Origin of the sequence: Enterobacter sp. I4 (assembly GCF_022669095.1) — a bacterium.
GTDB classification, from domain to species: Bacteria; Pseudomonadota; Gammaproteobacteria; order Enterobacterales; family Enterobacteriaceae; genus Enterobacter; species Enterobacter pasteurii.
The window spans coordinates 631760-652047 of sequence record NZ_JALBUO010000001.1; the positions used below are offsets into that span (position 1 = coordinate 631760).

A 20288-nucleotide genomic window follows, 5' to 3' on the forward strand; every position below is an offset into this window, starting at 1 on the left:
TTAGTGACGCAGAGGCTTGTATGAAGAAGCGTAAGGTCTATAATGCCTTACGCACCTCAAAGCGGGCGTAGTTCAATGGTAGAACGAGAGCTTCCCAAGCTCTATACGAGGGTTCGATTCCCTTCGCCCGCTCCATTCTCCAGGTATATCCACTTTTCATTCATCAGTGAGTAATGTCGCCCTGCTTTAGCAAGTACTGCTGAAACGATCTGTTGTTCTACGCCCGCATCAGCTGCGGGGTTGGTTTGTGGCATAATTTTCATAGCCCCAGGAGTAAAGGTCTGTTCGCCCTTATTCTCAACGGCGAGTCATCGCCAGTCGTAGACCTAACCCAATAAATGTTACGCCAACAATTCGATCCAGCAATTTCTGCAGCTTTCTGTTTCGTGAAACGGCGCCAGCGGCACTACCAGCAAGCACGGCGAACGTTAAATCAGTCATAAAAGCGATCAGCGCGTAGGTCATCCCCAGGACCAGAAAAGAAGCCGCATTGTGCTCGCCACCGGGTGAAACGAATTGAGGGAAAAAAGAGATGAAGAACAGCAGCACCTTCGGGTTGGTTAAGGTGGTTATGAAACCTTTAGTGAGCAGACTCGCATGGGTCGCTTTTGTTTTAACGGCGTCTGCTTCGCTGCGATCCGAGGTTTGCTTCGTCAGGGTTCCCAAAATCATCTTACTGCCGAGATACACCAGATAAGCTGCACCGAGATACTTAATAACGGTAAACATCATCGGCGACGCTGCGATCAGTGCGGTTAACCCTACGGCGCTTGCAACCGCATGCGTACAGCTACCTAATGCAACCCCGGCGGCAGAGATAATTCCCGCCCGTCTACCATTCGCCACGCTTTGACCGACCACGTAGGCTATATCAGGCCCAGGGGTAACGGAAAGCAGGAGTACAGACAGGGCAAAAAGCCCGAAATGAGTTATGTCCAGCATAGCCAGCTCCAGATAACACAAGAGTAAGATCTCTCATGCTAGCACTGAATTTTTATGCGGTAAATATGGGTTTGTATTCTTGTGCGCGTACGTATGCCAGCGCCATAACGTGACTAAACATAGGCGTTCTGAAAGAGATACATCAAAAAGCCACATACCTGAGTATGTGGCTTTTTATGTTTAGAAGGCGAGCGACCAGGTAGCGCTCACGGTCTGACTGGTGTCGTGCTGAGAGGCATTAACGTTATATCCCACGCCGAACGTCATGTTGCGTTTCTGCATTTTTATTCCCAGCTGGCCGTTAAAGGCGGTGTCGTCCATAATCTCAGCGCGAATGGTATCGCTGGCGCTAATGCCAACGGTATGCAGGGTGTTCTGACTCTCCCTGTCGCCGCTGACGGCGACCACAGTAGCATCGGCCTGCGGGCTCAGCGTCCAGCCTGAATCCAGCGAGAAGGCTTTCGCCACTTTCACACCTACCGGGAACTGCCAGATTGTCTGCGTGCCTTTATCGGTATGGAAGACGCGTTCATCCTGGCTGTTTTTGGTATCAAAGGCATCGGTTGTGAGCTGGTTATAGCGCACGCCTGCATGGGGGATGATATCCAGCACGTTGGTTTCGATCAGGTACTCGGCCCGAACGCCCGCGCTGAACAGCATTCCGTCCACGTTTGCCTTCAGCTTGCTGCCCGCCTCCATCCAGCCCGGCTGTTTCTGGTCAACGTTGCTGCTGGTCTGGGTCAGGCTGACGTCGCCCGTCAGGTTCCAGCGATCCTGATTCCAGTTCTGGTACAGGGTTATGCCCCAGAAGCTGAAATCATTATGGGTAGCGCTGACGTCACCGCGTGAATCGCTGTCGCCGTTACCGGCATGAAACGCCGCGCCGCTGCGCAGCGTACCGCGATCGGTCTGCCAGGCCTTGTCTCCCCCCATCATTAAGCCGTAGAAGCTGCTGTCCTGCCCGTAGCTCAGGTTCCCGGCGCGCAGGTCGCTGCTGCGCGGGTTGCCGTAAAGAGCGTGAACCCAGACGCTGGCGTCGGTGTCTGCAGGCTGCAGCGCCGCGTTAGCGACGGAGTTACGCTCCATCACGGCATCCACCGCCGCGCTGCCCGCCGCCCAGGTATTATGCTGCACGCCTCCCGCCGTCGCGATTTGCGCCGCGCTGTTAACGGTTCTCACCACGTCCTCCACGCTCGCCTGCGGGGTATCAATGGCAACGGACAGATAACGTGCGCCTGCCTGGGTGGCCGTGCGTGAGTTTTCCCCGCTGGCGATAAGCCGATCCAGCGCGTGTGCGGTGACCACCCCCGGCAGGACGTCCTGTGCGGCGCGTGCCCGGGTGGTGACCAGCACCTCGCCATCACGCTCCTGCGTCGTGGCCGTAAGCAGTTTGTTCAGCAGCAGGTTCTCATTCTGCCAGCCGTTTCCGGCGATGCTGACGTCGCTAAAGCCTCTGGCAACCGCATAGGTCTGGTTGGCCTTCGCATCTGCGACATAAAGCGCGGCGCTGTCCGCCACGCTCAGGCTGCCGTCGGTGGCATTCAGCGCGGCCTGGCCGTTGGTCATCTCTTTGGTGCTGAGCATCAGGAGAGAGCGATCGGCAAAATCGACGCTGTTAAAGGCGGCGTCACGGTCGGCTGAACTGCCGGTCAGAGCGCCGTCAACCCGCAGCCCGCCCTGGGCGGCGTTGAGATACTGCGGCGCCTGTATGGAGACCGCCGCCGTGATGGCGTTTTCACCCCAGCGTAGTCCGCTGTCCGCAAAGCGCGCTTCGGCCACGGCGGTGGAGGTATCCCCCAGCACCAGCAGGGCGTTTTGCCCCACGGTTACGCGGCCGTTAACCTCGCTGCCGCCGCTTGCCACCCGGGAGGCATCCGCCAGGGTGCCGCCCGATGTCCAGGCCGGGTCGATAAACAGCCGGGCACCCTGAAGATCAAGACGCTCTGCCATCAGCGACCCGGCGGCGGTGCTGTCACCAACCGCGATCTGCGACGCTTCGGCGGCGGTAAGCTGGCCTGCAAGCAGCGCGCCGGTTACGGTCAGCTGCCCCTGATCCTGTAGCGCCACGTCGGCGTGCAGGGTGGCCTGATGGGCCACGTTGAGCAGGCCGCTGCTGACGATCCCCGCTGCCGTGCCGCCGGAGGTGAGGGTATGGTCGCCCGCAACGACGTTCATGGTGCCCTGCGGAGCGATGGTGACGGTGCCGGTCAGGTGCGCGGTTACGTCCTGCATGGCCGCCACGCCGAGATTCAGCGTGCCGTTATTAACCGCTACGGCAACCGGGGTTTGCGGCGCGCCGGCGACCTCGATCAGGGCGCCCGCCGCACCGGTCAGGGTTAGCGTCTGAGCGTTGCCGATGGTCACCGACGTCTTGCCTTCTCCTTCAAAGCGCAGCTGCGAGGCACCAAAGCCCGTAGGCACGGCGATGGCCTGGTCGGACGGGGCACTCTCCGCGCCGATGTAGAGCTGGTTTTTAGCAGAGGTGACCTGGGTATTGGCCAGCACCGCGCCGGTGATGGCGGCGTCGATCACGCTGGCGGTACCGCTGGCGTTCTCGGGGTTTTGCAGGGTACCGAGCATCACCAGCGCGTTCCCCTGGCTCTGGCCCAGCAGGCCGTTTACCCCTTTTACGTAATCCAGCTGATAGGCGGCATCGGTCAGGATCAGGGTGCTGTCGGTAAGGTGGGTGCGCGCTCCGGTATCGTTGTATTTCACCGGTTCGGTGGAGCTGGCCGCGGCGTTGAACAGCTGGTCGGCGCGGGTTTGCAGCTGGCTGTGGTTGGTCAGATCAAGCGAGGCTCCGCTGCTGAGCGCCAGCGTATCGGCAACCAGCCGGGTGTGGCTGAAGGTGAGCTTGCCGCTGCTCAGCCGCACCGGAGCGGTGACGGTGTTCCCTTTTACGGTCAGGGCCGATCCGACGTTATTATTGGTAAAGCCGCCGTTCAGAACGGTATCGCCGGTCACCTCCAGGGTACCGAAGCGGCTGAACTGGGCTCCCTCAAAGGTAGGCATAGCGGCCAGATGCAGGGTGCTGGCCGCGCCGCCGCCGTACAGGTGGCCCGCCACGCGGCTATTGTCCAGCCAGACGTCGCTTGCCGTCTGGTCGTCGCTGGCGAGGTTAACGTCGCCGCCGAGGGTGCTGTTGGTCAGGTGCAGATCCACGCTGCCCTGGCCTGCTTCGATGTTGCCCTTCACGGTCGAACGGGTGATATCCAGCGTCGTCCTGGCCGCGCCGCTGGCGACAAGGTTGCCGCTGATTTGCGCGTTATCCAGCGTGGCAGAGACGCTTTCGCTGCCCTCCAGCAGGGTATGGCCGTTCACGCCGCTTTTGCTCAGCGTCAGAACGGCGGTTTTCTCCCCCTTCAGGCTCAGGGCAGTGCCGTCGGCCTGGTCGGAATTGCCGAGGGTGGAGTCGGTGACGTTAAGGGCGGCGTCGCTGCCCGCGCTGGCGTCGAGGATGCCGTCCAGCGTCGAGGCGGTTATCTCCAGCGCAACCTGTGCCGCCTTGCTGGCGGTAAGATTGCCGTGAAGGCGCGCCTGGGCCAGCGAGGCGGTGATGCTTCCTGTACCGGACAGCAGGGCATGGCCGCTCACCTCGCTGTTGTCCAGGGTCAGCAGGGTGGTCGCGCCGTTCTTCATCGTCACGGCGTTACCGTCGGCCTGGATCGTTTTGCTAATGGTGGAGTCTTTAACGCTCAGCGCGTTGGTGCTGCCGGTGCTGGCAATATTGACCGACCCTGTGATGCGGCTGTTATCAATCGTCACCGCGTGCGTTTTATCGGGGGTTGAGCCGTTGGTGATATTGATGGCGTTGTCCGTGGCGGTCACGGCACCGGTGGTGTCGATGCTGCTGTTTATAACGGAGATAGTGTTGTCGTTTTTGGTTGAGCTCAGCAGAATGCTGCCGCCCTGAATGCGGCTGTCGCGCAGGGTAATATCGTGTGTTCCCGCCCCGCCGGCCAGGATCTTGCCGTTAATAACGCTGCCGTTCTGGATATCAATATCGGTGTTGCCATTGTCGCCGGCGGAGAGGTAAATGGCGTAGCCTCTAGCATAATTTTTCGAGAACGTCGGCGTTCTGGCGGTCTTATCGTAATCCACCTGGGCGCTGGCGCCGTTCAGGGTAGAGTCATCGATAATGATTTTGGTGTGGGTCGTTGCGCCCCCGGCTTCAAGCCAGTCTACCTTAGCGTTGTTGGCCAGGGTTATCGCGGCCGAGCCGTTTTTACTGGCGTTGATGTAATACCCGCTGAGATCCGCGCCGTCCACCCTAAGCTGCTGCACGTCGCTTGCCTGACGGGAAGAGCTGCCGCTGGCGAAATAGATATTCTGTTTTTTGGCCTGACCGTTAATCGCTGCATCCTGGGTTGGCTGGGTAAAATACCAGGCCGTCGGCACGGGATACTCCTTCGAGGTCATCTGGTATTCGGTCAATCCGCAGGTTCCGGCGGCTGAAAAGGTAGTGCAGGTGTTGGCAAACGATGGTGCCAGCATCAGGCTGCCACCTAATATCATGCTCATACTTGCGGCGACTTTCGTCAGTTGAAATGATTCCGTCATTTTAATTCCCTCTATATAGCGCTACGCCGTTTATTTCGCTTACGCAAATATAAAAACGTATACACGAATTAATCCTTCGTTACATTTTGTAGCATAACACACGGGAATATGGCTTAAGGTCAGATTGGTCTACTCATTATTGGAAAAGTCTCATCAGCAAATATATCCCGCTGTAATTGCATGTGAATAATTTAACTAATTGCGGTAATTTGCGAGGAAGCGCACGAATTGCCTCTTATTGCTTAGGAATATTCTTATAATCTCGCGAAAAGTAGTAATTGAAATTAAATAGATTCTCACTGATTATATTTATATCCACAGTGATGATAGGGTAATGGCGATGATTATAGTTGTGACATCCTGTAGATATTTCAGGCAGGGCTTTGCCGCGCTGGCAGAAAGCATGAGGATTGAGGCACCTTCATTCAAAAAGGTGCTGTATATAGATGATATTAAACATGTAAAAAAAGAGGAGCTTTTGCGCGCTAAAGCTGTCCTGGTGGATTATGGCCAGTCGGATATCAGCGTGCTGAACAGTTTGCTGGAAATTAAAAATCGCTACGAGAACAGCTATTTTATTCTTGTTACCCGCGACGTCTGCTATGACAGCACGATAGAAAATATTCTTATTAATACCATTGCGGATTGCACCATCGACTGTAAAATCGCCGTACGTAAAATTAGCGCCTGTCTTGCCCATTTTGCGCTTGAGGATCAGCAGGTGACGATTGTCAAAAATAGCCGCTGGCACCACCTTGAAAAAGAAAAACGCCTGACGCGAATGGAAACGATGCTGCTGCCTTATATTGTGTCAGGGAAAAAGAATAAAGAGATTACGCGCTACCTGGATCTGACGGGCAAAACCGTCAGCCACCATCGGCGCAATATTTATCGAAAATTCGCGGTCACAAATTTGACCGGGCTTTATAAAAAATTCGACCACAGCGTATAAGCCGCAAGGGGCTCATTAAATGGATAAAATGATTGCCGTACAAAAAAGGCTGGAGGCCGCGCTCTTGATTCTTGCAGAGGATGCGGAGATTAAAGCGCGACAGGAGCGTATTTATAGCGAGTGCTTGTGCCACATAACCCTGCATGATATGCCACGGGTGTTGCGCAGGGATTATTATCAGCTCCTGTCTTTAACCAACATGCTCTGTCGCGAAATCGGCCACAGGCACTCTCACGGCGCGATGCAGGGTGATGCGGAACAGCAGCTGGTCACTGTCCTGCCGGGCAGGCTGTTGCTGCTCTATAAGCGACTGACGGAGTGGATGGCGATTGAAGCCTATCTTCGCAGCCAGCAGCACGTTCTGAGCTAATTACCAGAATTTACGGGCTATTCACCTCGTTTCTCAATGCTCTTCTTGAGAATGGCTTTCGTCGCGCGCTGGGCTGCGAGGTTTTGAATCCGCCCGGCTTCTGTCTCCGATAATTTAAAATTAAACCCCCTTTCTTTTTACGGACGCTTTTCCCCCTGTTATATCTGTCGGCAAATTCTTTATTTCCCGGATCGCAGATGAAAACACGACTCCTCCTGTGCGCTGGCCTGTTAGCCTCCTCCAGTGCTCATGCCAGCGCTCTTTATTTTTATGAAGCTGGCACCGAAGATACCGCGCTTGCCGGCGCGGGGCAGGCGGCTCGCGCGCAGGATGCCTCCACCATCATGACCAACCCTGCCGGCATGACGCGGTTACCGGAGCATATGGTGACCGGTGGGTTACAGGTGATGGATGGGTCCATCGATAACCAGCTTGATAACGATGCCCATCAAAGCCCCGGCGACGTGATGAAAACCATTCCGAATGCCAGCGCCTTCTATAGCCAGAAAATGACCGATAGACTGTATGCCGGGATCGGGCTTTACGGCAACTATGGCCTGGGGATCGATTACGGCAGCTGGGCGGGCGACAGGCTGATCAAAAAGAGTACCATGGTGGCGATGACGCTCAGCCCGTCCCTGGCCTATAAGCTCAACGACCGCCTCTCGCTGGGGGCTTCTGCCAACGTCAATTACGGATACTTCTCGCTGACCCGCAACGTCAACGATAACGACTATCGGCAGCATGACGAGGACTGGGCCATGAGCTATCGGCTCGGGCTGCTGATGCAGCTGACTGACCAGACGCGGGCCGGTATTACATGGAACAGCGAGACGGACTATCGCTTCAATATTGACGGTAAAGCTCGGCTGCAAGGCGGTGCATACGATCTGCCGGTATCGGCACAGGTCCGAGCGCCGCAGCAAATTATGCTCAGCCTCGTTCACGATATAAACGCTCAGTGGTCGATGATGGGCGATCTTGGCTGGCAGGACTGGAGCCAGTTCGGTGCACCGCAAATCGTCGTGGGTGACCAGCGGCTGAATAATGTCAGCCGGATGAAGGATACCTGGCACGGCGCGGCGGGCGTACAGTATCGCCCAACCGCCCAGTGGCGACTCAACGCCGGCGTGGCGTTTGACAGCTCGCCGTATGAAACCCAAAGCGATGTGGCCTTAACCTTACCTACCGGCGATGAGTGGCGGTTCGGTGCGGGGGCGCAGTATCAGATCACCCCGGCCAGCAATATTGGTGTTGCCGTCTCGTATCTTCACATGCAGTCATCGCGCGTAAAATCGCCGGATATCTTTGCCGGAAGCTACGACCATCCTTATCTTTGGTTTGCCAGCGTTAACTATAGCTATCAGTTTTGATCTGCTAACCGCTTAAAATATATGGTCTATAATGGCAGGTACTTAATGTCGGAAGGTTGCGCCATGCATATTTTACCGCCCGTTCGGCCAGAACGCTCTATCGAAAGACTGACCGCTATCCTTGAGCCGATAGCGGAGAAGGTGAAAGTGGTCCCCCGCAAGCGCCTCACCTGGTTACGGAAAGGGAAGCAGCAGATGTATCTCTTTCTCGAAGGGGAGCTGTCGCTGCTGCGCGCCTCCGATGGGCTGGTGGTGGTAACCGTCTACGAGCCGCATCTGTTTGGCATTGCGGAGATGATCCAGCCCACGCAGGGGCATTTTTTGCGTGCGGAGAGGGAGTCGACCATTTTGCGTATCGACGCGGACGAGGCGGCAGCGCTGTTTCGCGCCAGGGGCGTCTGGGAAGATGTCGCGGCGCTGCTTTCATACCACACGGCATATTTAATATTCCGCGATGCCCAGGTACTACAGCAGCGTACCTATTCCGTTATTCGTAACCATCTTCAGGAGATGATTTTGCTCCCTGAAGAGGCGCGTATGCGCACCACTATTCTGGAATACATTCAGGATCGTACTTTGCTTTCACGCAGCAGTATTCTCAACGTATTGTCCGCTCTTAAGCAGGGAGAGTATATCGCCTTTAAGCGCGGTGGATATCTGCTTGAAGTCCGGCATTTGCCCGAGTCATTCTAGCGGGAATTTAAAATTAAACAGAAATCAAATTAACGCTGCCGTTATTTTTCTATATCGTTTGCTTCCTGAAGTTTATCTTTATCAAGTAAACGGTATATTTATGAAAAAGACAGTTATCGCTTTGGTTATGGTTAGCGCATTCTCCGCTACTTCCGCGTTTGCCGCCGCAGATGCGGGCACATGGTATGGCGGAGCGAAATTCGGCTGGTCCCACTATTTTGATACCAGTACGGGTTCAAAAGCGCAGGATAATACTCATTCCGACCACTTTGATTATGACCATGATAATGTTGGTGGCGGAGTTTATACGGGTTACCAGATTACCCCGTGGCTTGCGGTAGAAGGCGGTTATGATTATTTAGGCAATATGCAGATAAAAGGCCAGCACGGTGCGGGAGCGCAGATGAAGGCGCAGGGCCTGCAAATGTCCCTGAAGGCCAGCTACGCGCTGAGCAGCGACTGGGATATCTACGGTCGTGCCGGTGCGATGGGCTATCGTGCTGAATCCGATGTAAGTGGTCACAATCGTTTTGAAACAGGCGTGCGCCCGCTTGCCGCCGTCGGTACTGAATACGCGTTCAACAAGAGCTGGGCTGGCCGTCTCGAGGACCAGTGGGTCAGCAATGTGGGTAACGCTAACCAGATTGGCGTAAGCAGCGACCTGAGCTCCGTCACCGCAGGGCTAAGCTATCGCTTCGGTCAGTACGACTGAAGCGCGTGACAGGTCCCCGAATAAAAACCCGGCTGCCAGAATGCCGGGTTTTTTACGTTCAGCCGGCCATAAGCGGCTTAAGTACGATATGAATATTCTGCAGCCCCGTTATGTTTTTATCCTTCAGGTACTGCTGATTAACCATATCTAATTGTTCCAGTTTGGTCAGCGAGGCATAAACGCGCTGAACGGCACTGTCCGAAACAAAAATTTCTTTTGCGCTCGTGTTCTGAAGATATTCTGATTTCAGCGCGTGCGTTAATGTATCAATCTGCTGCTTATTATCCTGATACAGCGACGCAATATGAGAAATATCTGTCGCAGCCGGTTTTTCTCCCGGCAGCACCAGCGGGATTTGCAGATGGTTAATCTGTTCCACCTTGTCCGGCGGGGGAGAACTACATCCTGATAATGTGCTCAGGCTAAATATAGCCAAAAAGAGAGGCAGGCTCTTCATCGAATAACTCCGGGAAATAAAATGACGCATTATTATCCCTGACGGCGGTAGCAGCTGAAGAATAATGTTGTTTATTTATAAACGTTCTTTCTTTAGGCAAAAAAAAAGCCAGGTGATAGCCTCCTTTCCCCCATACGCCACCAGCGTGAATATGACATCTCGAGGATATATGAAGCTTAAAACTCTCGTTAGTGGAATGGTCGTTGCTGGTCTGCTATCGGCCTCGCTGGCCACCTTGCCTGTTCTGGCAAAAAAGGAGGCGAAGGAAGCCACTGCCCATACGAAAGCAAACAACGATGCGCTGTATGGCCAGCTGCCCTTCTTTGATAAAACCGATTTCCGGAATGCACATAAAGGCTTTGTTGCCCCGCTGCCACAGGCGGTGATTAAGAGCGAAAAAGGCACCGTTATCTGGGATCCACGGCAATACGCTTTTATCAAAGAAGGGCAAAAAGCTCCGGGTACCGTCAACCCTAGCCTCTGGCGTCAGGCCCAGCTGAACAATATCGGCGGCCTGTTTGAGGTGACGGAGGGCGTGTACCAGATCCGTAACCTCGATCTGTCGAACATGACCATCATCGAGGGGAAAGAAGGGATCGCCGTAGTCGATCCGCTGGTCTCTGCCCAAACGGCCAAAGCGGGCATGGCACTTTACGCTAAATACCGTGGTCAGCGTCCGGTGGTGGCGGTGATCTACACCCATAGCCACGTCGATCATTATGGCGGCGTGCGTGGCGTAGTCGATGAAGCCGACGTCGCGTCTGGCAAAGTGAAGGTCTACGCCCCCGCTGGTTTTATGGAAGAAGCGGTATCGGAAAATATCATGGCCGGGAATGCGATGAGCCGCCGCGCCAGCTATATCCACGGCAACCTGCTACAGCCCGGCGCGAAAGGCCAGGTGGGGGCCGGTCTCGGAACCACCACCTCTGCCGGTACGGTGACGCTGATCGCCCCCACCGACTATATTACCGAAGACGGCCAGAAAGCGGTTATCGACGGCCTGACCTATGACTTTATGCTGGCGCCGGGTTCGGAAGCGCCGTCAGAAATGCTCTGGTATCTGGAAGAGAAAAAGCTCATTGAAGCCGCAGAGAACGTTACCCACACGCTGCACAATACCTACTCCCTGCGCGGAGCCAAAATTCACGATCCGCTGGCGTGGTCGAAGTACATCAATAGCGCCATTGACCGGTGGGGAGATAAAGCGGAAATCATCATGGCGCAGCACCACTGGCCCACGTGGGGTAATAAAAACGTGGTGAAGCTGATGAAAAGCCAGCGGGATATTTACCGTTACATCAACGACCAGACGCTGAGGCTGGCCAATAAAGGGCTGACGCGGGATGAGATCGCCGCTAACTTCGCGCTGCCCTACGGTCTGGCGAAATCCTGGGCAGGCCGCGGCTATTACGGTTCGGTGAGCAACAACGTCAAAGCCACCTATGTCTACTACCTCGGCTGGTTCGACGGCAACCCGGCGTCGCTCGATGAACTGCCGCCGGTGGACGCGGCGAAAAAGTATGTCGACTACATGGGCGGAGCCAGCGCGATCCTTGAAAAAGCCCGTATTGATTATGCCCGGGGCAATTACCGCTGGGTGGCGCAGGTGATGAGTAAGGTCGTCTTTGCCGATCCGAATAATAAGGCAGCGCGCGAGCTGGAAGCGGACGCGCTCGAACAGCTGGGATATCAGGCCGAGTCAGGGCCGTGGCGTAACGCCTATTTATCCGGCGCGCAGGAGCTGCGTTACGGCGTAAAGAAAATGCCGACGCCCAAAACCGCCAGCCCGGATGCGGTCCGCGCCATGTCGACGGAGATGATTTTTGATTACTTCGGCGTTCACCTTAACGGCGTCAGGGCGGCGAATGCGAAAGGGGTCTTTAACGTGGATTTAGGCCGTGAAGGCGGAACGTACAGGCTGGAGCTGGAGAACGGCGTGCTAAATCATAGCGCCAACGCGCTGGCGAAAGATCCGGACGCGACCATAACCCTCAGCCGCGAGACGCTGAACAGGATCATCCTCAGGGAGACCACGCTGAAAAAGGCGCAGCAGGCAGGTGAGGTGACGATCGCCGGCAATGCCGCAAAGGTGGATGAAATGCTGCGCTGCATGGGGAGCTTCAGTTTCTGGTTTCCTGTCGTCACCCCTTAAACGTAAAAAAGGCTGCTTTCGCAGCCTTTTGCTTTAGATAGTCCCATCGCCCCCGTCCGAGCACCACACCTGCCCGGAGGTATACGAACATTCGTCAGAGGCTAACGTCACGTACAGCGGCGCGATTTCAACCGGCTGGCCGGGACGCCCCAGGGGCGTACTCTCGCCGAAATGCTTCACTTTTTCCTGCGGCTGACCGCCGCTCGGCTGCAGCACGGTCCAGTATGGCCCTGGCGCGACCGCATTGACGCGGATCCCTTTCGGACCCAGCTGTTTTGCTAACGCCTTGGTAAATACCGCCAGACAGGCTTTTGTCTGAGCATAATCGAGCAGCACGGCGCTAGGCTGTACCGCCTGAACAGAAGACGTATTAATAATGGACGCAGGTGCTTTCAGGTGGCGCAGCGCCGCTTTGGTGATCCAGAAAGGCGCGTAAACGTTGGTCTTGAACGTGGCGTCAAAATCTTCGGTGGTCAGCTCTTCCAGCGACTCGCGATACTGCTGGCGACCTGCGTTATTCACCAGAATGTCGAGTCCGCCCAGCTTGCTGACGGCCTGCTCCACGAGGTTCTGACAGAAGGTTTCGTCCCGCACGTCGCCCGGCAGCGCGACGGCATTGCGCCCTTCGGCTTTAATCAGGGCGATGACTTCAGCCGCATCTTCTTCCTCTTCAGGCAGATAGTTGATGGCGACGTCTGCCCCTTCGCGGGCATAGGCGATAGCCACCGCGCGTCCGATGCCGGAATCGCCCCCGGTGATGAGCGCTTTTTTACCGTTAAGCCGTCCATGCCCTTTGTAGCTTGTTTCGCCGTGATCGGGAACAGGTTCCATTTCAGAGGCCAGACCCGGTGGCGTCTGCGGCTGTTCCGGGAAAGGAGGCGTTGGGTAAGCGTTCGTACGTTGTTCATTATCACTCATAGCTAACTCCTTGTTAGGGGTGAGATTTGATGGATAGTTACAGCGTTAACGCTTCGCTGAATTATTTTTGCAGGCGATCTACTCGCACAACGGGCGGTGTTGATTTCTTATCGAGCGAGCCGCTAATGCTGATCATGTTGTCAGGCTCTACGGTTCTGTCGTCAAATACCGCTTTCGGGATAATAACGTCTATTTTTCCGGTTTTATCCTGGAATACGTATTTATCGTCCTTCCCGTCAATAAGATTACCGCGCAGTGAAATAGAAGCACCATCGTGCATCTCTTTCGCCTGCGTTATGGTCATAATGCGCGCGTCGTCGGTGCCGCGATAACCGCTGTCCAGCGCGTGCGGCGGTGGAGGCGCTTCTCCCTTTTGTAACCCGCCGTTATTATCTGCCCATGCAGAAGGGATTATTAATATTAACAAAGCTGAAATGGCTGATAATTTCATCTGATATCCTTCATTTTGCATGTCTTGACTTATTAAGTATTGTTGCTATTCCTTTATGTGGCAAATGTGATAAGTCTTAAAAGCATTTGCGCAGTAAAATCATAAATTTCGGCAATTAAGCGAAACGGTGACCACAGCCATGGAACCAAAAAATGAAAAAGTGCCCGGGATAAAGGAAAGTAATCGTTTACTGACGTTTGAGTATGCATTTCGTCAGGTCGGTTTTATTGTGCTGTTAGCTATTATCGTGGCGGCGATTGCCGGTCTGTTTTCCAGCGGTGCGGTAAGCGACGTTGAAAAAACAAACGCGGCCAAATCCCTGACGCTGGAGTATGAACGCTTCGGGCGTCGGCAAACCGAGTCGCGGATGGCGCTCTCCTTCCCGGTAACGTCCGCCGGTCAATACACCCTCAGCCTGACCAGCGAAGGCAGCGACGTGTATGAGCCTGGCAGCGTCTGGCCGCAGCCGGACAGCATGTACAGCCGGGGAAATACCCTGTATCTCGTTTACGATCGCTTACAGCAAAACGATAAATTTACCGTTTTGTTATTCATCACGCCGACAAAAGCTGGGAAGTGGACAAACAGCATCCGCGTAAACAGCGAGCCAGATATTCGCTTCTGGCAGTTTATTTATCCGTAGGAGTCGAATATGGACATGGTTTTTCGTGCCCTGGCAATTTACCTGTTTCTGGTTATCGTGTTTAAAGTTGCCGGGAGACGGGCCCTGCTGCAAATGACCAGCTTCGATCTTATCCTGCTGTTAATTATCAGCGAGGCTACGCAGCAGGCGCTGCTTGGCGAGGATTTTTCCGTCACCGGGGCGATGATTACAATAACAACGCTGGTGGTGGTAGATATAATTTTCGGCCTGATAAAAAAATATTCCTCCTCGGTTGAGAATGTTCTTGATGGCACGCCGGTAATATTGGTTGAGAACGGTATTCCCATTGCGGATAAGCTGAAGAAAGTCGATGTATCCTGCGATGATATATTGGTTTCTGCACGCCAGAATCACGGCATAACCGAGTTTAAAGATATTAAGTACGCTATTCTTGAACGTAATGGTCATATTTCCATTATTCCTGAAAAGAGTTAAGGGGCAACGGCATGAGCAACCTTATTCACGATAACAACACCACAATCGGCGAGCTGACGAAAAAGCTCGCCAGCACGCTTACCGACAGAGGTTTGCGTTTGACCACCGCGGAGTCGTGTACCGGCGGTAACCTGGCGGTCGCCCTTTGCGCGGAGGAAAATACGGCCGAATTTTATGACGTGGGCATGGTGGTGTTCAGCGATGCGGCGAAGCAGAAGATCCTCGGCGTGCGGCCCGAAACCCTGGAGCGCTTCACCGCCGTCAGCGAAGAAACCGTTACCGAGATGGCAGCCAACATCTGCGACATAGCCGGGGCGGATATCGGCGTCGCCATCAGCGGCTATGCCGGTCCGGAAGGCGGAGACGACGGCACGGCGGCCGGGACGGTCTGCTTTGGCTGGAGCTTTCGCGGGCAGACGGAAACCAGCACCGTGCTGTTTTCCGGCGAGTGTCAGGACGTTGTCGAAAAAGCGGTGCGTTATTCGCTGTCTGAACTGATTGAGAAGCTATCCGGCTGGGATAACGGCTAAAGCAAGGGGGAAGTCTATGGCTGTCATCGTCATCACCGGCGGTACGGCGGGCGTGGGGAAAGCCACGGCGCTGCATTTTGCCAAAGCGGGCTATGACGTGGGCATTATTGCCCGCGACGAGCAGAGCCTGCGCTCCACGGAAGAGGAGCTGCGCCGTTTCGGCATCAACGCGTATGCCGTTCAGGCCGACGTGGCGGACAGCGAGGCGGTCACCGCTGCCGCCAGCGACATTGAGTCCCGCCTTGGCGCCATTGACGTGTGGGTGAATAACGCGATGGGCGCGGTGCTGGCGCCGTTTCGCACCATGACGCCTGAGGAATTTCGCCGCGTCACCGAGGTGACCTATTTTGGCTATGTTAACGGCACCCGCGCCGCGCTGGAGCTAATGACGCCTCGCGATCGCGGGACGATTATTCAGGTTGGCTCCGCGCTGGCCTACCGCTCCATTCCGCTGCAGTCCGCCTACTGCGGGGCGAAGGCCGCCATTCGCGGCTTTACCGACGCCGTGCGCACCGAACTGATGCATGAAAACAGCCGGGTGCTGCTCGCGATGGTGCAGATGCCGGGGCTCAATACGCCGCAGTTTGAGTGGGCGAGAAACAAGTTTGCCTGGGCGATGCGCCCGGTACCTCCCGTCTTTCAGCCCGAAGTGGCCGCCAGCGCTATTTTCAGGGTGGCGCAAAATCCAGTGCGGGAACTGTGGGTGGGCAGCAGCACCATCCAGTCGATTGTCGGGCAATTTTTGTTCCCCGGTTTCCTGGATCGGCTGATGGTCAAAAAGGCCTGGGAAGGGCAAATGACCACCACGCTGAATGCGGACGATCGCCAGGATTATCTGGATCGGCCGGTGAATGAGCCGCACAGGATCCACGGGCGCTTCACCGACGAAGCGAAAGATCGCGCCGCCAGCATAAGCTCGGGCGTGCCGGGAAAGGTGCTGCTCGGCTCCCTTGCCGTGACGGGGGCCATCGTGGCCCGCCTGCTGCTCTCGCGCAAAAGGTGATCAGCGCAGCGCGGTACGATTGGTCCAGAACCAGCGGTAGCCGTAACCGCTGAGGCTGAGTTCAGCGGTTTTGCCGCACTCCAGGGCGTCGCTGTAGCGTTTGTCCGCCAGGCAGGCGGTCCAGGTGGCATGGCGTATCCCTCGGGCGGTAAACGTGACGGGCTTATCGCTGAAGTTAACGAAGGTGAGAATGCTGCGCGTATCGGTTTCGTAATAGATCCCCAGCACCGCGTCGTTGTCGATCGTGATAAGACGAAACGGCGCGATGCCGATTTCAGGAAACTCCGAGCGCGTATTGGCAATGTCGATAATGCGGTGCAGGAGCGAGCTGCGGTGTAATAGCGAATCCGCCACGTTGATTTTCTGATAGCGGAACGGGCCGTGGTCAATCATCGGGGCAATAAAGGTCTCCGGGTCGGCATCCGAGAAGCCGCCGCCCTGCGATGGAGCCCACTGCATCGGCGTGCGCACCGCGTAACGCTCTTCCAGCGCTAAATCATCACCCATGCCAATCTCATCCCCGTAGCGCATGACCGGTACGCCCGGCAGAGAAAAGAGAACCGCATGGCAAAAGGCCAGCCGCTTTTGGTCGCCGTTGAGCATCGGCGCAAGACGACGGCGGATCCCGCGCTGGTAGACGCTCATCTCTTCGTCGGGCGCGAACGCGTCCAGCACGGTCTGCTTCGCTTTTTTACCGATCCCGTCCAGATCCAGCTCGTCATGATTGCGCAGCCAGTTGGCGAAACAGCAGGAGTCCGGCGGCACGATCATTTTCTTCACCGCGTTGCGCAGCGGCCGCGCGCTTTTCTCCGCAAGGCTGACGTAGAAGAACTTGTTTAGCCAGAAATTCAGCACCAGGTTCAGACGGTCGTTCTTCCCAAAATAATCTTTGTAGGCTTCAACCTCCACGTCGACTTCGCCGAGCAGGATTGCGTCCGGGTTATGCTGTTCGATGAGGCGGCGCATGTGCTCGAGGATCCACAGCCCTCTCTTTTCATCCCCGCGTCCGGCTTGTTTTGTCAGGTGCGACGCCGCGTCCAGGCGAAAGCCGGACACCCCGAGCTTTAGCCAGAAGATGATGATGTTCTCCACCTCCTTCAGCACGGCGGGGCAGGCCAGATTGAGATCCGGCTCGTGGTGGTAAAACATATGCCGATAGTATTGCCCCGCCTCGTCGTCCCACGTCCAGACGCTTTTCTCTACGCCCGGAAACATGGGGGGCGTATCGTCGTCGTCCGTGTCGGACCACAGGTAGTAGTCACGGTAAGGGGAGTGCGGGCTGCGGCGGGCCTGCTGAAACCAGGGATGCGCGTTCGAGGTATGCTGGATCAGCAGCTCAATAATGACCTGCATCCCCAGCTCCCGCGCGTGTTCAATAAAGGCGATTATATCGTTGAGCTTTCCGAAGCGGGGATCGACCTGCAAATGGTCGCTCACGTCGTAGCCTTCATCAAGAAAGGGCGTGAGATAAAACGGGGTGATCCAGATAACCGTCGCGCCCATCCGGCGGATGTAGCGCAGCTTGGCGGTTATCCCGGCGATGTCGCCACAGCCATCGCCGTTCAGGTCGTAAAACAGGGCGGTATCAATCTGATAAATAATGGCGCGTGTATGCCAGCCTGCCATAGCAATCCTTAGTGATAACCTTCGGTATCAGAGACTTTTCCCCGGAAGACGTAGTAGCTCCAGGCGGTATACACCAGGATCACCGGGATGATGAGCAGCGTGCCGATCAGCATAAACAGCTGGCTGGCAGGCGGCGCGGCGGCTTCCCACAGGGTAATGCGCGGCGGGATAATATGCGGCCACAGGCTGATGCCCAGCCCGCTAAAGCCGAGGAAGATTAAGCCCAGAGTGAGCAGGAACGGGCGGGCATGGCTGTCGGGGTTGCGCGTCAGCCGCCAGATCCACAGGCTAAATACCGCGACCAGCAACGGCACCGGCAGGAACCAGAAGAAGTTGGGCAGGGTGAACCAGCGTTCGGCGACAAACTGCCAGCCGAGCGGGGTCCAGATGCTCACCACCGCAATGACGGCGATCAGCGCCAGCAGCACGTGGCGGGTCAGCTCGCGCATGCGGCGCTGCAGCGCGCCTTCGCTTTTCATGATCAGCCACGTGGTGGCGAGCAGGGTATAGGCGACGATTAACCCCAGCCCGCAGAACAGGTTAAACGGCGTAAACCAGTCCAGCGACGAACCGACAAAGCGCCGTCCTTCCACGTCGAAGCCGTTAATCATCGCCCCGACCACGATCCCCTGGCTGAAGGTCGCGAGCAGGGAGCCGCCGGCAAAGGCGTAATCCCAGAACTTGCGGTGCGAAGGGGTGGCCTTGAAGCGAAACTCAAACGCCACGCCGCGGAAAATAAGGCCGATCAGCATGGCGGTGAGCGGGATGGTGAGCGCATCGATAATCACCGCATAGGCCAGCGGAAACGCGCCGAACAGCCCCGCGCCGCCGAGAACCAGCCAGGTTTCATTTCCGTCCCACACCGGGGCGACGCTGTTTACCATCACGTCGCGCTCTTTGGCATCCCCCACGAAGCTGAACAGCATGCCGATACCGAGATCGAAGCCGTCCATGATGATGTACATCAGCGTGGCGAAGACAATAATGGCAAACCAGATGACCGGGATATCGACGCCCATCAGATCTTCTCCTCTTCCGGAACAGACTCGGCGGCGGACAGCGGACGGGCAGGCGTGCCCGACGTATTAGACGTTAGCGTGCCGACGGGCTGCGGCCCTTTCTTAATCAACCGGGCGAGATAGACGTAGCCCACGCCGAACACCGAACAATAGACCACGATAAAGGCCAGCAGGCTGATGCTCATCTGCAGCGTGCTGTGCAGAGAAACCGCGTCAATCGTGCGCAGATAGCCGTAGACGACCCACGGCTGGCGGCCCACTTCGGTAGTGACCCAGCCGGCGAGCAGCGCGAGCAGTCCGGCGGGCCCCATGCACAGGGCAAACCAGTGGAAAGGCCGCGAATGATAGAGCCGACGGCGATAGCGCAGCCACACGCTGAGCACGCCGAGCGTAATCATCAGCAGCCCCATGCCGACCATAATGCGGAAGGACCAGAAGACGATGAGCGAGTTCGGGCGATCCTCTTTCGGAAAATCTTTCAGGGCCGGAACCTGTTTATCCAGGCTGTGCGTCAGGATCAGGCTGCCGAGCGCGGGTATTTCAAGCCCGTATTTGGTGCGCTCCTCTTCCATATCCGGTACGCCAAACAGCAGCAGCGGGGTCGCCTCGCCGGGCGGGTTCTCCCAGTGGCCTTCAATCGCGGCAATCTTGGCAGGCTGATGCTCCAGCGTATTCAGGCCGTGCATATCTCCGACTACCGCCTGAATGGGCGCGACCAGCAGCGCCATCCACATCGCCATGGAGAACATTTTGCGCACGGCTGGCGTATCGTTGCCGCGCAGCAGATGCCACGCCCCGGAGGCGCCCACGAACAGCGCGCTGCACAGGAAGGCGGCGATGGACATGTGGATCAGGCGATAGGGGAACGAGGGGTTAAAGATGATAGCCAGCCAGTCTTCGGGAATGACCTGGCCGTTCTGAATACTGAAGCCCTGCGGGGTGTGCATCCAGCTGTTGGAGGCGAGGATCCAGAAGGTGGACATCAGGGTGCCCAGCGCCACCATGCAGGTAGCAAAGAAGTGCAGGCCCGGGCCGACCTTGTTCCAGCCGAACAGCATCACGCCTAAAAAACCGGCTTCCAGGAAGAAGGCGGTTAACACTTCATAGGTGAGCAGGGGGCCGGTAATACTGCCCGCGAACTGGGAAAAGCCGCTCCAGTTGGTGCCAAACTGGTAGGCCATCACCAGCCCGGAGACCACGCCCATACCAAAGTTAACGGCGAAAATTTTCAGCCAGAAATGGTATAGCGAGCGCCAGACATCGTTTTTAGTGCGAAGCCACATTCCTTCGAGTACCACCAGATAGCTTGCAAGCCCGATGGTGATCGCCGGAAAGAGAATATGAAAGGAGACGGTAAAGGCGAACTGGATCCTGGCAAGATGAAACGCATCAAGCTCGAACATGCTCCGTACCTCTGGAACTGATAGCGCA

18 protein-coding genes and 1 tRNA gene are annotated in these 20288 nt (G+C 56.3%); 11 read left to right on the plus strand and 8 right to left on the minus strand.

Annotated features, from left to right (window positions below; all coding sequences use genetic code 11):
* Window positions 1–61: 61 nt before the first annotated feature.
* Window positions 62–135 (plus strand) — tRNA-Gly (locus MOQ06_RS02995).
* Between the two features lie 162 nt (window positions 136–297).
* Here the strand turns inward: MOQ06_RS02995 and MOQ06_RS03000 are convergent.
* Both MOQ06_RS03000 and MOQ06_RS03005 read right to left on the minus strand, forming a co-directional pair.
* Window positions 298–942 (minus strand): LysE family translocator, encoded by a 645-nt coding sequence (locus MOQ06_RS03000; protein WP_242170767.1) that lies wholly within the window; start codon window positions 940–942, stop codon window positions 298–300.
* Window positions 943–1122: 180 nt separating this feature from the next.
* Window positions 1123–5502, minus strand: coding sequence for an autotransporter outer membrane beta-barrel domain-containing protein (locus tag MOQ06_RS03005; protein WP_242170783.1), 4380 nt, complete (start codon window positions 5500–5502; stop codon window positions 1123–1125).
* A gap of 334 nt (window positions 5503–5836) precedes the next feature.
* Here MOQ06_RS03005 and MOQ06_RS03010 point away from each other — a divergent pair, with 334 nt between their 5' ends.
* The 5 genes from MOQ06_RS03010 (at window position 5837) to MOQ06_RS03030 (ending at window position 9602) form a co-directional block, all read left to right on the plus strand.
* Window positions 5837–6454: a LuxR C-terminal-related transcriptional regulator gene (locus tag MOQ06_RS03010; protein WP_242170788.1), complete on the plus strand. Its 618-nt coding sequence runs from the start codon at window positions 5837–5839 to the stop codon at window positions 6452–6454.
* A gap of 19 nt (window positions 6455–6473) precedes the next feature.
* Complete coding sequence (locus MOQ06_RS03015) at window positions 6474–6824, plus strand: hypothetical protein (RefSeq protein WP_242170816.1); 351 nt, start codon at window positions 6474–6476, stop codon at window positions 6822–6824.
* A gap of 197 nt (window positions 6825–7021) precedes the next feature.
* Entirely contained in the window at window positions 7022–8197 is a 1176-nt protein-coding gene (locus tag MOQ06_RS03020) for an outer membrane protein transport protein (RefSeq protein ID WP_242170819.1), read from the plus strand.
* Window positions 8198–8260: 63 nt separating this feature from the next.
* The gene (locus tag MOQ06_RS03025) at window positions 8261–8890 is read left to right on the plus strand and encodes a winged helix-turn-helix transcriptional regulator (RefSeq protein ID WP_148418565.1); all 630 of its coding nucleotides are present in this window, start codon (window positions 8261–8263) and stop codon (window positions 8888–8890) included.
* Window positions 8891–8990: 100 nt separating this feature from the next.
* Entirely contained in the window at window positions 8991–9602 is a 612-nt protein-coding gene (locus MOQ06_RS03030; protein WP_242170822.1) for an outer membrane beta-barrel protein, read from the plus strand.
* A 58-nt stretch (window positions 9603–9660) separates the two neighbouring features.
* Here MOQ06_RS03030 and MOQ06_RS03035 read toward each other — a convergent pair whose 3' ends face one another.
* Window positions 9661–10059: a hypothetical protein gene (locus tag MOQ06_RS03035; protein WP_242170825.1), complete on the minus strand. Its 399-nt coding sequence runs from the start codon at window positions 10057–10059 to the stop codon at window positions 9661–9663.
* Window positions 10060–10228: 169 nt separating this feature from the next.
* On the opposite strand from MOQ06_RS03035, the gene MOQ06_RS03040 reads away from it, so the two are divergent.
* Window positions 10229–12211, plus strand: a complete 1983-nt coding sequence (locus MOQ06_RS03040; protein ID WP_242170828.1) for an alkyl sulfatase dimerization domain-containing protein — start codon at window positions 10229–10231, stop codon at window positions 12209–12211.
* A 33-nt stretch (window positions 12212–12244) separates the two neighbouring features.
* Here MOQ06_RS03040 and MOQ06_RS03045 read toward each other — a convergent pair whose 3' ends face one another.
* A complete protein-coding gene (locus MOQ06_RS03045) occupies window positions 12245–13129 on the minus strand; it encodes an SDR family oxidoreductase (RefSeq protein ID WP_242170858.1) in 885 nt (294 codons plus the stop codon).
* 61 nt (window positions 13130–13190) lie between these two features.
* A complete protein-coding gene (locus MOQ06_RS03050) occupies window positions 13191–13580 on the minus strand; it encodes a YdeI family stress tolerance OB fold protein (RefSeq protein ID WP_148418569.1) in 390 nt (129 codons plus the stop codon).
* Between the two features lie 139 nt (window positions 13581–13719).
* Between MOQ06_RS03050 and MOQ06_RS03055 the strand changes: the two genes are divergently transcribed.
* The 4 genes from MOQ06_RS03055 to MOQ06_RS03070 are packed head-to-tail and all read left to right on the plus strand — an operon-like array spanning window position 13720 to window position 16212.
* Window positions 13720–14223, plus strand: a complete 504-nt coding sequence (locus MOQ06_RS03055) for a hypothetical protein (RefSeq protein ID WP_242170877.1) — start codon at window positions 13720–13722, stop codon at window positions 14221–14223.
* 9 nt (window positions 14224–14232) lie between these two features.
* Window positions 14233–14679 (plus strand): YetF domain-containing protein, encoded by a 447-nt coding sequence (locus MOQ06_RS03060; RefSeq protein ID WP_148418571.1) that lies wholly within the window; start codon window positions 14233–14235, stop codon window positions 14677–14679.
* Window positions 14680–14690: 11 nt separating this feature from the next.
* A complete protein-coding gene (locus tag MOQ06_RS03065) occupies window positions 14691–15209 on the plus strand; it encodes a 2-oxo-tetronate isomerase (RefSeq protein ID WP_148418572.1) in 519 nt (172 codons plus the stop codon).
* Window positions 15210–15225: 16 nt separating this feature from the next.
* Window positions 15226–16212, plus strand: coding sequence for an SDR family oxidoreductase (locus tag MOQ06_RS03070; RefSeq protein WP_242170891.1), 987 nt, complete (start codon window positions 15226–15228; stop codon window positions 16210–16212).
* Here MOQ06_RS03070 and MOQ06_RS03075 read toward each other — a convergent pair whose 3' ends face one another.
* The 3 genes from MOQ06_RS03075 to MOQ06_RS03085 are packed head-to-tail and all read right to left on the minus strand — an operon-like array spanning window position 16213 to window position 20260.
* A complete protein-coding gene (locus tag MOQ06_RS03075; protein WP_193354921.1) occupies window positions 16213–17838 on the minus strand; it encodes an alpha-amylase family protein in 1626 nt (541 codons plus the stop codon).
* A gap of 8 nt (window positions 17839–17846) precedes the next feature.
* Window positions 17847–18857: a cytochrome d ubiquinol oxidase subunit II gene (gene cydB / locus MOQ06_RS03080; RefSeq protein WP_148418575.1), complete on the minus strand. Its 1011-nt coding sequence runs from the start codon at window positions 18855–18857 to the stop codon at window positions 17847–17849.
* Window positions 18857–20260 carry a cytochrome ubiquinol oxidase subunit I gene (locus tag MOQ06_RS03085; protein WP_148418577.1) on the minus strand — a complete coding sequence of 468 codons (1404 nt, stop codon included), beginning with the start codon at window positions 20258–20260 and terminating at the stop codon, window positions 18857–18859. Before MOQ06_RS03085 ends, cydB begins: the two co-directional genes overlap by 1 nt.
* Window positions 20261–20288 lie beyond the last annotated feature (28 nt).

Coding starts and splice junctions, on each gene's coding strand:
- MOQ06_RS03000 (WP_242170767.1), bottom strand. CDS start 942: ATGCTGGACATAACTCATTTCGGGCTTTTTGCCCTGTCTGTACTCCTG.
- MOQ06_RS03005 (WP_242170783.1), bottom strand. CDS start 5,502: ATGACGGAATCATTTCAACTGACGAAAGTCGCCGCAAGTATGAGCATG.
- MOQ06_RS03010 (WP_242170788.1), top strand. CDS start 5,837: ATGGCGATGATTATAGTTGTGACATCCTGTAGATATTTCAGGCAGGGC.
- MOQ06_RS03015 (WP_242170816.1), top strand. CDS start 6,474: ATGGATAAAATGATTGCCGTACAAAAAAGGCTGGAGGCCGCGCTCTTG.
- MOQ06_RS03020 (WP_242170819.1), top strand. CDS start 7,022: ATGAAAACACGACTCCTCCTGTGCGCTGGCCTGTTAGCCTCCTCCAGT.
- MOQ06_RS03025 (WP_148418565.1), top strand. CDS start 8,261: ATGCATATTTTACCGCCCGTTCGGCCAGAACGCTCTATCGAAAGACTG.
- MOQ06_RS03030 (WP_242170822.1), top strand. CDS start 8,991: ATGAAAAAGACAGTTATCGCTTTGGTTATGGTTAGCGCATTCTCCGCT.
- MOQ06_RS03035 (WP_242170825.1), bottom strand. CDS start 10,059: ATGAAGAGCCTGCCTCTCTTTTTGGCTATATTTAGCCTGAGCACATTA.
- MOQ06_RS03040 (WP_242170828.1), top strand. CDS start 10,229: ATGAAGCTTAAAACTCTCGTTAGTGGAATGGTCGTTGCTGGTCTGCTA.
- MOQ06_RS03045 (WP_242170858.1), bottom strand. CDS start 13,129: ATGAGTGATAATGAACAACGTACGAACGCTTACCCAACGCCTCCTTTC.
- MOQ06_RS03050 (WP_148418569.1), bottom strand. CDS start 13,580: ATGAAATTATCAGCCATTTCAGCTTTGTTAATATTAATAATCCCTTCT.
- MOQ06_RS03055 (WP_242170877.1), top strand. CDS start 13,720: ATGGAACCAAAAAATGAAAAAGTGCCCGGGATAAAGGAAAGTAATCGT.
- MOQ06_RS03060 (WP_148418571.1), top strand. CDS start 14,233: ATGGACATGGTTTTTCGTGCCCTGGCAATTTACCTGTTTCTGGTTATC.
- MOQ06_RS03065 (WP_148418572.1), top strand. CDS start 14,691: ATGAGCAACCTTATTCACGATAACAACACCACAATCGGCGAGCTGACG.
- MOQ06_RS03070 (WP_242170891.1), top strand. CDS start 15,226: ATGGCTGTCATCGTCATCACCGGCGGTACGGCGGGCGTGGGGAAAGCC.
- MOQ06_RS03075 (WP_193354921.1), bottom strand. CDS start 17,838: ATGGCAGGCTGGCATACACGCGCCATTATTTATCAGATTGATACCGCC.
- cydB (WP_148418575.1), bottom strand. CDS start 18,857: ATGGGCGTCGATATCCCGGTCATCTGGTTTGCCATTATTGTCTTCGCC.
- MOQ06_RS03085 (WP_148418577.1), bottom strand. CDS start 20,260: ATGTTCGAGCTTGATGCGTTTCATCTTGCCAGGATCCAGTTCGCCTTT.